Source organism: Arthrobacter russicus, from assembly GCF_031454135.1.
GTDB lineage: Bacteria > Actinomycetota > Actinomycetes > Actinomycetales > Micrococcaceae > Renibacterium > Renibacterium russicum.
In genome coordinates this window covers 2,249,377-2,262,756 of record NZ_JAVDQF010000001.1, presented here as the reverse complement: position 1 = coordinate 2,262,756, position 13,380 = coordinate 2,249,377, and the positions used below count along the sequence as shown (strand labels likewise).

The 13,380-nt window shown below is 63.3% G+C and carries 14 protein-coding genes, 1 tRNA gene and 1 riboswitch; of the genes, 8 read left to right on the top strand and 7 right to left on the bottom strand.

Annotated features, from left to right (window positions below):
* Window position 1 precedes the first annotated feature (1 nt).
* Complete coding sequence (locus JOE69_RS10590; RefSeq protein ID WP_309798527.1) at window positions 2–805, bottom strand: winged helix-turn-helix domain-containing protein; 804 nt, start codon at window positions 803–805, stop codon at window positions 2–4.
* A gap of 717 nt (window positions 806–1,522) precedes the next feature.
* On the opposite strand from JOE69_RS10590, the gene JOE69_RS10585 reads away from it, so the two are divergent.
* Together JOE69_RS10585 and JOE69_RS10580 are read left to right on the top strand one after the other, a co-directional pair.
* Window positions 1,523–2,266: a response regulator transcription factor gene (locus JOE69_RS10585; protein WP_296364831.1), complete on the top strand. Its 744-nt coding sequence runs from the start codon at window positions 1,523–1,525 to the stop codon at window positions 2,264–2,266.
* Window positions 2,263–3,897 (top strand): sensor histidine kinase, encoded by a 1,635-nt coding sequence (locus tag JOE69_RS10580; protein WP_309798525.1) that lies wholly within the window; start codon window positions 2,263–2,265, stop codon window positions 3,895–3,897. Before JOE69_RS10585 ends, JOE69_RS10580 begins: the two co-directional genes overlap by 4 nt.
* Window positions 3,898–3,923: 26 nt before the next feature.
* Here JOE69_RS10580 and JOE69_RS10575 read toward each other — a convergent pair whose 3' ends face one another.
* Complete coding sequence (locus JOE69_RS10575; RefSeq protein WP_309798523.1) at window positions 3,924–5,192, bottom strand: MFS transporter; 1,269 nt, start codon at window positions 5,190–5,192, stop codon at window positions 3,924–3,926.
* A gap of 13 nt (window positions 5,193–5,205) precedes the next feature.
* Window positions 5,206–5,634, bottom strand: a complete 429-nt coding sequence (locus JOE69_RS10570; protein ID WP_309798521.1) for a MarR family winged helix-turn-helix transcriptional regulator — start codon at window positions 5,632–5,634, stop codon at window positions 5,206–5,208.
* Window positions 5,635–5,795: 161 nt separating this feature from the next.
* A riboswitch (cyclic di-AMP (ydaO/yuaA leader) is annotated at window positions 5,796–5,937 on the top strand.
* A gap of 5 nt (window positions 5,938–5,942) precedes the next feature.
* Here JOE69_RS10570 and JOE69_RS10565 point away from each other — a divergent pair.
* Window positions 5,943–6,653, top strand: a complete 711-nt coding sequence (locus JOE69_RS10565; protein WP_309798519.1) for an aggregation-promoting factor C-terminal-like domain-containing protein — start codon at window positions 5,943–5,945, stop codon at window positions 6,651–6,653.
* Between the two features lie 57 nt (window positions 6,654–6,710).
* Here the strand turns inward: JOE69_RS10565 and JOE69_RS10560 are convergent, their stop codons facing one another.
* Together JOE69_RS10560 and upp are read right to left on the bottom strand one after the other, a co-directional pair.
* Window positions 6,711–7,367 carry a hypothetical protein gene (locus tag JOE69_RS10560; protein ID WP_309798517.1) on the bottom strand — a complete coding sequence of 219 codons (657 nt, stop codon included), beginning with the start codon at window positions 7,365–7,367 and terminating at the stop codon, window positions 6,711–6,713.
* A 456-nt stretch (window positions 7,368–7,823) separates the two neighbouring features.
* On the bottom strand, window positions 7,824–8,459 hold the full coding sequence (gene upp, locus JOE69_RS10555; RefSeq protein WP_309798515.1) for a uracil phosphoribosyltransferase: 636 nt from the start codon (window positions 8,457–8,459) through the stop codon (window positions 7,824–7,826).
* A 113-nt stretch (window positions 8,460–8,572) separates the two neighbouring features.
* Here upp and JOE69_RS10550 point away from each other — a divergent pair, with 113 nt between their 5' ends.
* Both JOE69_RS10550 and JOE69_RS10545 read left to right on the top strand, forming a co-directional pair.
* The gene (locus JOE69_RS10550; RefSeq protein ID WP_309801258.1) at window positions 8,573–9,010 is read left to right on the top strand and encodes a nucleoside deaminase; all 438 of its coding nucleotides are present in this window, start codon (window positions 8,573–8,575) and stop codon (window positions 9,008–9,010) included.
* Entirely contained in the window at window positions 9,007–9,420 is a 414-nt protein-coding gene (locus JOE69_RS10545; protein ID WP_309798512.1) for a GtrA family protein, read from the top strand. The genes JOE69_RS10550 and JOE69_RS10545 overlap by 4 nt, the downstream gene beginning before the upstream one ends.
* 14 nt (window positions 9,421–9,434) lie before the next feature.
* Here JOE69_RS10545 and JOE69_RS10540 read toward each other — a convergent pair whose 3' ends face one another.
* Window positions 9,435–10,619: a DNA glycosylase AlkZ-like family protein gene (locus JOE69_RS10540; protein WP_309798510.1), complete on the bottom strand. Its 1,185-nt coding sequence runs from the start codon at window positions 10,617–10,619 to the stop codon at window positions 9,435–9,437.
* A gap of 43 nt (window positions 10,620–10,662) precedes the next feature.
* Here JOE69_RS10540 and JOE69_RS10535 point away from each other — a divergent pair.
* Window positions 10,663–10,752, top strand: a tRNA-Ser gene (locus JOE69_RS10535).
* A gap of 5 nt (window positions 10,753–10,757) precedes the next feature.
* Here the strand turns inward: JOE69_RS10535 and JOE69_RS10530 are convergent.
* Entirely contained in the window at window positions 10,758–11,222 is a 465-nt protein-coding gene (locus JOE69_RS10530; RefSeq protein ID WP_309798508.1) for a winged helix-turn-helix transcriptional regulator, read from the bottom strand.
* 105 nt (window positions 11,223–11,327) lie between these two features.
* On the opposite strand from JOE69_RS10530, the gene JOE69_RS10525 reads away from it, so the two are divergent.
* Window positions 11,328–12,164 carry an enoyl-CoA hydratase/isomerase family protein gene (locus JOE69_RS10525; RefSeq protein ID WP_309798506.1) on the top strand — a complete coding sequence of 279 codons (837 nt, stop codon included), beginning with the start codon at window positions 11,328–11,330 and terminating at the stop codon, window positions 12,162–12,164.
* A gap of 699 nt (window positions 12,165–12,863) precedes the next feature.
* Window positions 12,864–13,181 (top strand): hypothetical protein, encoded by a 318-nt coding sequence (locus JOE69_RS10520; protein WP_309798504.1) that lies wholly within the window; start codon window positions 12,864–12,866, stop codon window positions 13,179–13,181.
* The last annotated feature ends 199 nt before the right edge of the window (window positions 13,182–13,380 follow it).

Below are 13,380 nucleotides of genomic sequence, written 5' to 3'. Positions count from 1 at the left end.
GCTAGATCGAGTACTCCGGCGCGGCCCAGACAATCACTTCGGGGTGCTCGTAGAAGCGGTAGCCCTCGCCGCGAACCGTGCGGACGGTATTCGCCAATCGCCCCAGCTTGGAACGGAGCCTACGGATGTGCACGTCGATGGTCCGTTCGTTCGGCACCTCTTCGGCATTGCGCCACAACCCGTCGAGCAATTCGTCGCGGCCAACCGTCCGGGTGCCGTTTTCCACCAGGTAGTTGAGCAGTTCGAATTCTTTGAAGGTCAGATTCAAGGTGTCGCCGTCCAAATGGACTTCACGCCGGGCCAGATCGATCAGCACACCTGCCGGGCGGGATTCCTGGGTCGGCAGCGGGCGCGGCTCGCTGCGCTGCCGGGGGGCGACGGTCGGATCACCGAACGTGGACCGCACCACGTCCAAGGCAGAACCGGGCGCGTCGGCCGGGGCGATCGCCACCGCCGCGTAGCTCTGCGCTTGCGGCACCAGCGACTGGGCGTAGGCACGGATGTCTTGGGCGAGCTTCGCCAACGAAGTCCCGTTGGCCGCGGCCGCTTCCTCGTCGATGCCAAGGTAGAGCACGAAACCGTGCGCGACATTGTCTTGGCCAACCCCGCGAACAGCCTGATCCGCACCCGCCACGAGCGGCGTCGGCGCAGTCATCGGCTGCGTCTGCGGCACCGAGCGCAGGGTCCCGGCCGGCTGATAGCCGTGACCGGCGGGGCCGCTCTGTCCGAAGGGCGAAATTCCGGTGCGGGAAACTTTATTGGCGTTGCGAACGGAGATGTGCACGTATCCGGGTGCAATTGACATGATCTGACCTCGTTGTGAAATGCCGATGTTCAGTGATCGGCTCGAATGCCTGACTTCGCTTGGTTTACCGCGAAGGGTGCCCGTCATTGGGCTGGCCGGATTGGCCGTGTGCCTGGAACTCTTCAGATGGTGAGGCTAGGCATGCATTCGACAACAGCACATGGTTCCATCGACGGGTACGTCAGACAGAGTCGCTGCGGCTGCAGATGCGCTTGAGTGGATCTTCACATATGAAGTGTGCAACGTAATAATCCGAACTTGCAAGTAACAATGACCCATTTCGTCCACATTCTGAGACATTTCAGCGATTTGTGAGGCAAGTCACAGCCGATCGGTGTTCTGAACTTTATTCGATTGTTCGTGTCATTTGGCTATAGCCACATGCGTTAGCGAGCCACGCTGGCTTATTTCGTGAATTAAGTTTGGCTCCAGACGTTGTTGGTTGCCAAGTCGCCGTTTCCGGCACCAACCGTCAAGCCCGATCGGGCAGTCAACGTATCACTCTTTGAGCACCGGGGCTTTCCCGGGGCGTCAGCGCCGGTCAATCCGATTGCGGCCGGCTCGGGCACTCAACCGGCCATGAAATCGTTGGAGTGCTCATAGCACCGGCTGGCAGGGGATCCAGTCTGCTCGAGCCTAAACTTGTTTCACAGCTTGCACAGTAGATCTCCAGTCATCTCCAAGACCAATCATGTGAAACTGTCAGAAAGTTGAATTATGGCTACCACTCGATCATTCACCGAAAATCTGCCCCGGCTCAACCACCCGGATGGTTCACCGATCCGCGCTCTGGTGGTCGACGACGAGCCCAGCTTGGCCGAATTGATGTCAATGGGCCTGCAAATGGCCGGCTGGGACGTGCAAGTCGCCCACGACGGCAATGAGGCACTGAAGATCGCCCGGGAATACCGGCCCGATGTTTTGGTGCTCGACATCATGCTTCCCGGGTTCGACGGCGTCGAACTGCTCGGCAAAATCCGGGTCTTCGCGCCGAATATCCCGGCGCTTTTCCTGACCGCGAAAGACGCGGTGCAGGACCGGGTGGCCGGACTCACCGCGGGCGGCGACGACTACGTCACCAAACCGTTCAGCATGGAGGAAGTCTTGCTCCGGCTGCACCGCATCGTGCAGCGCGCCGGCGTCACCGCCGAAGACTCCGCTGAAGTACGGGTGGGCGATCTGGTGCTCAACCACGACACCCGGCAGGTCACCCGGGGCAATGACGACGTCACGCTCACCGCGACCGAGTTCGAACTGTTGCGCTACCTGATGGAGAACCCCAAGCGCGTCATCAGCAAAACCCAGATCCTGGACCGGGTCTGGAATTACGACTTCGGCGGACAAGTCAACATCGTCGAGTTGTACATCTCCTACCTCCGCAAGAAGATCGAAGCGAATCACCCGCCGATGATCCACACGGTCCGCGGTGCAGGTTACATCCTCAAACCGGCTGATCAGTGAGTTCTGAGCAGGACCCCAAAGCTGTCGGCCCGGAACCGGCCCCCGAGCAGATTTCACCCGGCGGGCCGGTTCCGGAACCGCAAAACTCCACACCGGCCGATTCCGACCACCTGGCGGGCAGTGCTTCCGGAGGCCCCGGCAGCCCGGCGAAGGGCGGCGACTCTGCCGGCTGGGCCGCCAAGTGGCGGCGCGAGCTTCCGGACTGGGCCAGGCCGTCGCACTGGAACCTGCGGACCAAAATGGTTCTGGCCACGTTGTCCTTGCTGACCGCGATCTGCTTCATCGTCGGGCTGGTCTGCTACCTGACCATCAGCATCACTTTGAATGCGCAGTTGAACGCCTCGCTCACCGATGCTTCGGCACGGGTCACCGCCACCTACAAATTCGGCACTTCCATCGACAAGATCCCCGGGATCCGGCCGGGTACGATGTTCGCCGTGGTCCAGGACGGGGCGCTGCGCGGCAACCTGCAATACCTCACGAACCAGCCGGAGCAGACCGGCTCGTTTACGCTGTCCACCCGGGACCAGAACGCCCTGCTCACGATCACCCCGTCGAAGGACGCGGTCGACCGCAAATTCGACTTCGGCGAATTCCGGGTGATCGCGCGGACCATGCCGGACGGCAACCTGGTGATCACCGGCCTGCCAACCGGGGATCTGCACGAAACCCAAGCGGCACTGCTGCTGACCATCGTGCTGGTTTCCGCCTCCGGTCTGATCGCCATGGGGCTGGTCGGCGCGGTGATCATCCGCCGCGCCATGGCGCCGCTGGACAAACTCGCCGCCGTGGCGACCAGGGTCTCCCAGCTCCCGCTCGACGAAGGCGAGGTCAAACTCGCCGAGCGGGTGCCGCCGTCGGCCGCCAACAACTTCACCGAAATCGGCACCGTGGGCCTGGCGCTCAACCGGATGCTGGACAACGTCGCTTTCGCGCTGCAATCGCGCCAGCGCAGCGAAACCAAGGTGCGCCAGTTCGTCGCCGATGCCAGCCATGAACTCCGGACCCCGCTGACCGCGATCCGCGGCTACACCGAGATGCTCAAGATGACCGAGGATCTGAGCCCGTCCGGTGAGAAGTCATTGTCCCGAGTGGAATCCCAGTCCAAACGCATGGGTGCCATGGTGGAGGATCTGCTCACCCTGGCCCGGCTCGACGAAGGCAAGCCGCTGGAGTTGAAAGACACCGAGATGACCCAGTTGGTGGTCGAGACCGTGAACGACATGAAGGTCGCGATCACGGACCACAATTGGCGGCTCGACCTGCCCAGCGATCCGTTCATCATCAAGGCCGACGCCGGCGCGATCCGCCAAGTGCTGCTCAATCTGCTTTCCAATGCGGCCAAACACACGGACGCCGGAACCACCGTGACCACGAGCTTGAAGCTGGTGGAAGGGGATCTGCTCCGGCTCACCGTGGCGGACAACGGTCCAGGCATCCCGGAGGAATTCCAGGCGGCGATCTTCGACCGGTTCTCCCGGGTCGATGCCGCCCGTTCCGGCCATGACGGCACCACCGGACTGGGCCTGTCGATCGTGCAGGCCATCGTCCAGGCGCACGGGGGGCGGATTTCACTGCGGTCGGTGCCCGGAAAGACCGAGTTCATGGTGGACCTGCCGCGCAAGCGTTGAGTTTGCCCGGATCCGATCCGCGAACCTCACCCTTTGGCTGCCCGGCCCAACTTCAGGCTGGGCAGCACGGCGGCGAACTGCGCCCGCAACGAGGTGTGGTTCCGGTGCCGCAGGATCAGCAAGGCCGCGATGCCGGCCAGCAGGGCGGCGACGCCGCCGACGATGAGCGAAAACCGGGGGCCGAGCGCGGTGCCCACCCAGCCGACCAGCGGCGCTCCGATCGGCGTGCCGCCCTGCATCACCGCCATGTACACCGCCAAAACCCGGCCGCGGAATGCCGGATCGGTGGTCAGCTGCACCGTGGTGTTGCAGAGGTTCAGAAAGGTCATCGCAGCGAGGCCGATCGGAATCAAGGCGAGCGCGAAGAGCCAGAAACTCGGTGCGAAAGCAGCCACGATGGTGAAGCTGCCGGTGGCCAGAGCAGCTGCGACGATGTACGCCATGCGGACGCTTTTGCGCCGCGCGGCGATCAACGTCGCGGCCAGCGTGCCCACCGCCATCACGGTACCGAGCAGGCCGTATTCGCCTGGCCCCTGGTTGAAGACGGCGGTGGCCATCAAGGCATTGGTGATCTGGAAGTTCATGGTCAGCGTAGCCACCAGGCTGACCAGAATCATGATCATCAGCAGGTCCGGGCGCTGTTTGATGTAACGCAGGCCTTCGCGGATCTGCCCTTTGCCGCGTGGTGCTTTGGCCGAGGGGTGCAGTTCTGCCGGGCGCATCTTGGCCAGCGAGATGATCACCGCGCCGAAGCTCGCCGCATTGATCAGGAAGGCCGGGCCGGTGCCCAACCAGGCGATCAGCAGGCCGGCCAGACCGGGGCCGGCCAAACGGGCCAGATTGAACGAAGTCGCATTGAGCGCGACGGCATTGGGCACGTCCGGGGCCTCGACCACTTCGGAGACGAAGGCCTGGCGCGACGGGGCGTCGATCGCGCTGCCGACGCCGAGCAGCAGTGCGAGCAAGTAGACGTGCCACAGCTGCACGGTATTGGTGACCACCAGGAGACCCAAAATCAAAGCGCAGGAACCCATCGCGGTTTGGGTGATCAGGAGGATTTTCCGCTTCGAGTAACGATCGCCCAGCAAGCCGGCCCAGGGTCCGAGGATCAGGATTGGCAGGAACTGCAGACCGGTGGTGATGCCGACCGCGGTTCCCGAATGGTCGGTCAGCACCGTGAGCACGAGCCAGTCCTGGGCGACCCGCTGCATCCACGTGCCGATATTGGACACCAGGGCGCCGGTGACCCATAACCGGTAGTTGAAGACCTTCATCGCGCTGAACATGCGGGTCATCCGGCAACTCCGGTCATTTGGCGGCCATTTTCTGCAATATCTCCGCTGCTTCCCGTAACGTCTTGCGCTCCTCATTGCTCAGTTTGGCCAACCGCTTTTCCAGCCACTCGTTCCGGCGTTGCCGGGTGTCGGTCAGCACTTCGCGGCCGGCCGCGGTCAGCTCCGCGAGCACTTGCCGTCCGTCGCTGGGGTGCGGCAAACGGTTGACCAGCCCGGCCGCTTCGAGTCCGTTGACCGTGCGGGTCATCGACGGCGCCTGGACGTGTTCGGCATCCGCCAGTTCGCGCAAAGTCAACGGACCGTGGCCCAGCAGGGCGAGCACGGTGAACTGGCCCGCGGTGATCGATTCCGTCGTGGCTTCCACCCGGAGCCTGCGTGACGTGCGCATGATCGCCATCCGCAGTTCCACCGCGAGCGAGGCGCTTTTCTTCCTGGCTTCCATATTTACTTAGCATAGGTCATTAGCTTTGCTAAGTAAATATGGGAGTCTTCCGCCTGTTACCGAAATGTGACTTCTCCGGCAACCTCACGTATCGTGTATTGAGTGCCGGCAACAGCAGGCACGGCCTCCGGGAGTTCGCCGAGCTCTGCCGCTACCGGATGGATCCAGCAATACCGGCAGAGACGGGGAAACCAATTTCGGCTGCCGATCCTGGGCGGCCTTGGGGTGAAGCCTTGAAATTCAAGGCCGGATGCTCTCCATCCGAATCCGACAGCTCACCTCGCAGGCAAAGAGAGAGGCACCACTACGTGACCACTTCGTCACGCCGCACGCTCGCGCGGCACGCCGCTTTGCCCGGTGAAAGCAACTCCGGACCGGCGCCGCGGAATTCTTCCGGTTCCAGCAGGGGACGCCGTCGTGCCACGCCGCAAAAAGGCACCTTGGGCCAGCTCTGGGACGCCACGCCGAAAGCTCCCGCCCAGCGCGTCGCCGCGGTAGCCGTGGCCGGCGTCATGGTCGCCGGCATCGCGACCACCGGCCAAGCCAACACCCCCGAACCGCAAGTGGTTTCAGAGAACGCCGCTGCCACCGCGATCACCGCGAACGCCGCAGCAAACCTCGACTTCGCCCGAGTGGCCTCCAAGTCGATCCCGGCGGAAAAGAAGGCGGGCAGCACCACCGATGCCGCGTCCTCGGAAATCCAGGCGGTCAACGACCCCAAAGCGGCCCAGGCTTTCGCCGCCTCGCAGCTGGGCAGCTTCGGCTGGGATCAAAGCCAGATGTCCTGCTTGGTGTCACTGTGGACCCGCGAATCGGGTTGGCGGACCACTGCGGAGAACCCGTCGTCCTTGGCTTATGGCATCGCCCAGTCGCTGCCGGCCGAAAAGATGGCAACTACTGGCGCCGATTACCGGACCAATTACAAAACCCAGATCACCTGGGGCCTGGGCTACATCAAGCAGCGTTACGGCAGCCCCTGCGGAGCCTGGGGCAAATCGCAGGCGGTCGGCTGGTACTGAGCAGCCGATGCTTAAATCAACAGCGGTTGGCGCCACACGGCGCCAACCGCTGTTGATTTAATAGGTGATCTTCTGGCTCTTGAAGTTGTAGTACTCCGTTGACGGCTTGAGCCACAGGTACACCAGTGCAGCCACCGAAACGATCAGGGTCAGAATCCCGAAAATCATGTTTGCCAGGACCAGGGTGTGGTTGGCAGAATTCGAAATCAACGAGACCAACCCGCCGATGATGCCGATTGCCGCGAAAACCGTGGCCAGGATCCGAGCCCATTTCCGTCCGGCGTTGTTCGCCATGGCCATCCAGATCCACAAGCCGGTGCCCACCACGATGCCGAAGATCACGCCGACATAGGCGACAACCCGCGCGATCGTCGCCGCAGCCTCGTACTCGCGGGCACTCAGCTGCACGTCCGTGCTGTTCAGGCCCAGCTGAATTCCCAGCTCCACGGTGAACAGGCCGAAGATTCCGCCGATCAGGGCCAAAGCGGCACCGACATACATCAACAGCACCGCGATCTTGATGCTCTGCGGCCGCTCCACCTCGGCCAGCTGCGGCGCCGCGTAGTTCCCCGGGTACGCCGGGAACTGCGGCTGGCCGTAGGGCGCTTGGCTTTGTGGGGCGCCGTACGGAGCTTGCGGTTGCGGCGCAGCATAAGGCGGTTGCTGTTGCGGTTCGCCTTGCGGGCCCGGGTACGGTGGTTGCGCCTGGTTCACCGGCTGGCCATAGGCCGGCGGCTGCGGTTGGCCAATGGCCGGTTGACCAGCGGGCTGCTGGCCATAAGGCGGCTGTGGAGCACCGTACGGTGGCTGACTTTGCTGCGGCTGGCTCGGGGCTGCTTGATTCGGCTGCTCCGGTTCGCCGTGCTGCGGCTGATTCGCGGGTCCGGGTGGCACACTGGGGGGCTGGAATTGGTCCATATTCAGAGCATATCCCCGAACCGCGCAGCCGGCTCGGACTTTCTGCAACACACAGCGGCAAAACAGCCCCGCTGCCCGTCCAATCGCGACGTTCAGTGGGCAGGGACGTCTGAGCCCACTGAACTTGTGATTTGGACGGGCCTACCAAGGGCGGACATGCGAGGCCCAACCAGGTTTGCCAAGGCCCGGCTTCGCCGATCCCCGCTCAGGTTTGCGGGCACGCCCGACGTCGGCCGCGGTGCCAGCGCGCATTCAGCCGACGACGCCGTAAAGCCGGTCGCCGGCGTCACCCAGGCCCGGGACGATATAAGCCTTGTCGTTGAGCCCTTCGTCGATCGAAGCCAGCACCACGGTCACGTTCGAATCTTCGTGCTGCTCGCGGAGTGCCTCGATGCCTTCCGGTGCGGCAAGCAGGCAAATGCAGGTGATGTCCATCGCACCGCGGTCGAAGAGGAACTTGATCGCTTCGCGCAACGTCGCCCCGGTGGCCAACATCGGATCCAATACGTACACCTGGCGTCCAGTCAGGTCGTCCGGCAGCCGCTCGGCGTAGGTGATCGCTTCCAGAGTTTCTTCGTTCCGCGCCATGCCCAGGAAGCCGACTTCCGCCGTCGGCAGCAATCGAGTCATGCCCTCGAGCATGCCCAAGCCGGCGCGCAGAATCGGCACCACGAGTGGCGTGGGCTTGACCAAGCCGGTGCCTACGGTACTGGTGACCGGGGTTTCGATCTGCACCGGCTCGACGCGCACCTCCCGGGTTGCCTCATAAGCGAGCAGTGTCACGAGCTCTTCGGTCAACAGCCGGAAGACCGGCGAAGGGGTATCTTTTTCCCTCAGGACGGTGAGTTTGTGGGCAACAAGGGGGTGGTCTACTACCAGAACGCGCATAGCTAAAAACTACCATTGGCAAGTGGATACGATTGAGTGTGCCCTCTGATCCCACTCCCCCCGATTCCACGGTTGCCGCCCGGCAAGCAGTGCGCGGTGATCTCGATTCCTGGATGGGCCTTGCCTTGGCGGAGGCCAGCGCTGCCTTGAGCACCGCAGACGTGCCGATCGGTGCCGTCGTGCTGGATCCCTCGGGTGCGGTGATCGGCCGCGGACGGAACCGGCGCGAAGCCGACGGCGACCCCACCGCGCATGCCGAGCTGCTGGCAATCCGGGAGGCTGCAGCTACGTTGGGTTCTTGGCGGCTGACCGGCTGCACCCTGGTGGTCACTCTGGAGCCTTGTGCCATGTGTGCCGGCGCCACGGTGCTCGCCCGGCTGCCCCGGGTGGTCTTCGGCGCCTGGGATGAGAAGGCCGGGGCTTCGGGTTCGGTTTTCGATGTTCTCCGCGAGCCGCGGCTCAACCACTGGGTCGAGGTTCTTCCCGGCGTCCGCGAGGCCGAGTGCGCGCAATTGCTGCGCGACTTCTTCGCCGGTCAGCGTGCCGATTGAGCACGCCGGGCGGCCCCGCAGTGCGGCAGCTCTTCCGCTCATCCTGGCGGTTCGCCGTCGTCGGGCTTTCCAGCAATCTGCTCGGCTACCTGCTGTTCGTGGGCCTGTCGCTGCTCGGAGCCTCGGCATTCGCCGCACTCACCGCGAGCTTCCTGCTGAGCATGGTGATCAGCTACTTCGGCAATCGCGGATTCACCTTCGCACACCGCGGCAGCTGGCGGAAGTCCGGGCTGAAATTCCTTGCGGTCGCCGCTTTCGCCTATTGCTTCAACTTCGGCATCCTCTGGCTGTTCGTCCAGCTCTGGGGCATGCCGCAGATCGTGGTGCAGTTCTTCGCGGTCGGCGCAGTGGCGTTATGCACTTTTACCCTGATGCGGTTGTGGGTGTTCCCGGCGCGTGCTGACGCTTAGCGTGAAACCGGTGCCTAGCGTGAACTTGCCGCGCGCAGGGCATCGATGCGCTTCTGCCGGGACTTTGGCGAATCCAGGCTGAAGGAGCGGAAGTCGCCCAGATCCTCGCGAATATAGGCTTCAACCTCGGCGATCCCCTTTTTGACCGCGGCGGTGGGCTTGCGGAACGTCCAGGCCACCAACTCTTCCCTGCCCGGATCGAATTGCCACATCCCGATAATCTGCCCGCGGTCGAAGATCGGGTGGTCCGACAGGTCCGCAGAGAGCCCCAGCGGCTTTTCGCCGAGCACTGAGCGGTCGGAATCCTCGTCCGCCAACAACTCGGGGGCGTTCCGCTTGAGCAAGGTCAGGCCGTCGGTGCCGGCCAGCAATTGGATTTGTTCGTCGTCGGGCGCGCGGAAGTCTTCGAAGGCATCGCGGTCTTGGGGCAGCTGCCAGAAGCCGTCCTGCTCGACGGCGCCCAGCTCCAGGAGCGCGGCCTTGGTCTGTGCCACCGTGAACGAGGTGAACCACTGGCTCTGCTTCAGCGTGGCACCACCGGTCCAGGCGAGGAATTTGCCCAGCATATTGCGGCGTGCCTGCTCGTCGCTGAGCCCGCTGAAGTCCAAACCCCAGGCCGTGTAGGCGTAACGTTGCTCGTCCAGCCGGCCGCTGGGCGGCACCCGGCGGATGCGGCCATCGGATTGCAACAGGCCCAGGGCGGTCGGCAGCGTGGTCGAGGCGCCTTTGCGCTTGCCCGCTTCGCCGAGGTTCCGGACGGCGTCGCCCAGCTGTTCCTTGAGCTGCCTCGGGTCGAGCGCACTTTGCGCCTGCAAGACCTGCAGCGTGGCCGCGATGAGCGCGTCCAGTTCGGAACGTTCGACGCCGAGCTTGTCCAGGATCTTGACCGTCGCCTCGGCGGCGGGCCGGCCGAGCTGGAGGCCCCAGGCGAAGTCTTCGGCGCCGAGAACATAGGTACAGCCGCGCACTACCGGCAGTTCGTGGATCCGGAGTTCCTTGAGGTCCGCGTCGACCTGTTCCCGCCGGAGTCCGGCCCGGGCAAACAGGCCAAGATACGGGTTGGCCCCGCCGATCGACCGGGCCCAGCCGGTTTTGCCCAAGACCTCGGCAGCCAGAGCACCGGCCAGCGAACCGTCGAGGCCTTGTTTGGCCCAGGACCAAGCGCGGAGTTTAGGGTGCTCATGGCGGTATTGTTCCACTGTTTTGGGTGGATGGGGTGACGTGCCGTAGAGTATTCGGGTTGGTGACGTGTCCGAGCGGCCGAAGGTGCAACACTCGAAATGTTGTTTAGGTGAGAGCCTAACGTGGGTTCAAATCCCACCGTCACCGCCACGATGTTAGACGGCGAAACCCCTGTTGCGTGTATGCGCGGTGGGGGTTTTTGCTTTGCCGCTTCCGCCTTCGAGACTGGCCGCATTCGCGCCGTCGTCATAGTTGGCCTGGGCGGCGCGAATCTCGGCTGAATGATCTACCGTCCAGTCATAGAGCTGACCGAAGGGGGCCTGCAGGGACTTTCCCAACGAAGTCAGTGAGTACTCGACGCCGACTGGCGAAGTAGGCAGGACCCGGCGCTCGATCATGCCGTTTCGCTCCAGGCGACGCAGGGTCTGCGTGAGGACGCGCTGGGTGACCCCGTCGAGGCGCCGCTTGATCTCATTGAAGCGGGTCGGCTTCTCCAGAACCGCCATGACCATCATGGACCACTTGTCCGCGATCTGGTCGAGGATGGGCCGACTTGGGCAGTTGGCCGCGAAGACGATCGGAGATCGTGCGTGCGCCTCGTACGAGCCGGTTTCACTCATGTGCCTTAGTACCTCCAGAGTGCGTTATTGACGGGCCCCGCAACGTGAACGAGGGTTGGTATACAAAGAATACCTACTTGCCTTGCGCATCCGGATGGAGCATCAGTGAACTTGGATCAGTACTCGACGTTCGGGGTGACGGTGGCGGATCGAGTCGCCGAAGTCGTCTTCGACAATCCCCCGGTGAACGTCATCAGCGCCGTAATGATGCGCGAACTCGCCGATCTCATGAAAATCCTGGACGACGACAGCCGGGTGCGGGTCGTCGTCTTCTCCTCGGAGAACCCGGAGTTCTTCCTCGCCCACGTGGACATGCACATCCTCGACGAAGCGGACGTGTTGCGCGAGCTGACGGACAAGGCGGCACCCAAAGGGCTCAATGCCTTCCAAGCTCTCGGCGAGCTGCTCCGGACCCATCGCCTCGTCTCGATCGTCAAGCTTGCCGGGAAGGCCCGCGGCGGCGGAGCGGAGTTCGTGGCCGCGGCGGATATGGCCTTTGCTGCCCGGGAGACTGCGGGCATCGGCCAGATTGAGTCGCTCATGGGCATCGTCCCCAGTGGCGGCGGGATGCAGTATCTATTGGAGCGCGTTGGGCGCAATCGGGCACTCGAGGTGATCCTGACCGGAGATCTTTTCGACGCCGACACCGCAGCCGCCTACGGCTGGATCAACCGCTCCGTACCGGCCGCGGAGCTTGATGGGTTTGTCGACCGGGTCGCAAGCGTGATTGCCCAGCTGCCCGACGGCGTGGCCGAAGCCGCGAAGTCGGTGCTCTCGCCTAAGGATCTGAGCACCGGCTACGCACGTGAAGAGACTGAATGGTCGGCGCTGATAGCTGGACCGTGTGCGCTTCCATTGATGAACGCAGCGCTCGCCCGTGGCGCCCAAACCCTCGAGGGCGAGCGGAATCTCGAAACGCTGCTGCGCTCGTTGAACGTCTGAAGTTGCCACAGGGGTGGGGTCAACCAACATTCGGATTCCTAGCGACATGCCACGCGGCCCTCGCCGTGATCCGACCACAGAAGATCTGCAAAGCGCCAGCCTCGACACCTACCCAGGCATGCCACCCCTGCTCTGAGCTGGCACCGTTTCCAGTAGCGAGCCAAGGCTTGATCAAGCGGATTTCGGTTCATCTATGGAAACGGCAACTGACCCCTTGCAAGGTACATATCGTCTCCGTATTGTGATACCAAAGCGTCGCGCCGACTAGAAATAGAAGCCACTATGCCAACAAATCACGCAATGTCACGCAGCAAAATCTGGCTCCTGACTGCGGGCTTGGGTGTCCTGGCAGTAATACTGGCGGGTGGGGCGCTGGTGCAACGCGCGACGTCGTCGCCATCCGAAGACAGCCCGGCATCTCCGGTCGCTCCGCCACCGAGTTCAATACCTAATCCCAGCGATCTCGAAAGCTACTGGACCGATGAACGGATGAATAGCGCCAGCCCCGAGCCGCTACGGGGTCCTTAGAGGTAGCCTCACAACCGCGCCTTAAGCTTTGAATCGGTATATTCATAGCCAAGGTATTCAGCGGATCAAGTACCAGGATTGGGGCTCAGTTCGATGCGCGCACACGGACCCGAGCCGGCCTTTCCCCTCTGCCGATGCACCCATGCCCGGCCCGGCGAAAAGGAAACGCAAATGGCTGAACCACCGGTCTTCGAATCTGCTACCGATGCCACGAGCCGGCAACCAATACCCGTTGACCGGGCAGTCGCGCATCACTGCAATACCGTCGGCAAGAAGCTCCAAGAACAATTGCTCGCCGCCTACGCCACCTCCCAGGGATTGGACGGGCTGCTACGGAACCTCGCAGTCGACGGCATCCAGCCAGTCGACATTGCGCACGAGGTCAACCTGGACCTGGCCCTTATTGCAGCCGTGTTACACGGCGAAAACTCCATGGTTTACCTCAACAATCGGGCAGCAGCACAGCTGCGGCAGACACCCGAAGGCTGACCTTCCGGCTCCTTCGCCCATTGCCCCCCTTCGACGCCGCCGTGCTAGCGTTGCCGCGATCGTGACGCATCGGCAGGAGGTGAGACCCATGAACGCAGTACCCACAGTGGGCGCTCCCCTGCAGTCCACGATCTCGCGGCTGGGCTAACCAAGCAGTCGCCACTGGGAGCGCCGAACCGGCAACTCGCGAAAGGCGACT